At 73.2% G+C, this 1,022-nt stretch carries 1 protein-coding gene; it reads left to right on the forward strand.

The genetic code is table 11. From position 1 onward, the window contains the following. Positions 1-27: 27 nt before the first annotated feature. Positions 28-1,022, forward strand: a 995-nt coding sequence (locus AB0B57_RS36820; RefSeq protein WP_357081107.1) for a polyketide synthase dehydratase domain-containing protein, incomplete at its 3' end; no start/stop codon positions are given.

Genomic DNA, 1,022 nt, shown 5'->3' on the forward strand with positions numbered 1-1,022 from the left:
CATGGGGTGTCGCCGGATTGGTCGGTGATGTTCCCGTCGGCGCCGCGGGTGGAGTTGCCGACGTATGCGTTCCAACGCCACCGCTACTGGCTCGACGGCACCTGGACCGGGCAGGGGATGCTCGAAGCTCCCACCCGGCTCGCCGACTCCGACGGAGTGGTCTTCACCGGTCGGCTCTCCACCGGTCGTCTGCCGTGGATCGCCGACCACCGGGTTGCCGGGGCGGTCCTGCTGCCCGGCACCGCCTTCGTCGAGCTGGCCGTGCGGGCGGCCGACGAGGTCGGCTGCGCCCTGGTCGAGGAGTTGATGCTCGAGGCGCCGCTCGTCTTCCCGGGTACCGGGACCATCGAGGTCCAGGTCACCGCCGGCGCCCCGGATGCCTCCGGCCGCCGCGCCCTCGCCGTGCACTCCCGGGCCGCGGACGCGACCGGATGGACCCGGCACGCCACCGGCGTGCTCGCCGACGGCGACGGTACGACCCCGGAGCCGCTGCCCTGGCCGCCCGTGGACGCCACCCCGCTCGACCTGACGGAGGTACGCGCGACCCTCGTCGCCCGTGGCTACGAGTACGGCCCCGCGTTCGACGGTCTCCAGGCGGCCTGGCGCCAGGACAACGTGTGGTACGCCGAGGTGAGCCTCCCCGCTGGCCTCCCGGCCGACGGTTACGTGCTGCACCCCGCCCTGCTGGACACCGCGCTCCAGCCGTTGGTCCTCGACATGACCGGCCGTGCTCGACTGCCCTTCGCGTGGCAGCGGGTGTCCGTCCGGTCGACGGGCGCCACCACGCTCCGGGCGCGACTCGTCCACGGCGAGGAGGGTGTCTTCTCCGTCGAGGTCGCCGACGGCAACGGGCACCCGGTGCTGACGGCGGAGTCCGTCGTCATGCGCCCGCTCCCCGAGCAGCTCGGATCGGCCAGTCCGTTGCTTGAGGTGGTGCCGGTGGTGGTGGGTGTGCCGGTGGTGGGTGGTGTGTCGGTGGGTGGGTGGCCGGTGTCTGGTGGTGTGGTGCCGGATGTGGTGGT

This window comes from Micromonospora sp. NPDC049101 (genome assembly GCF_040648675.1).
Lineage (GTDB): Bacteria > Actinomycetota > Actinomycetes > Mycobacteriales > Micromonosporaceae > Micromonospora.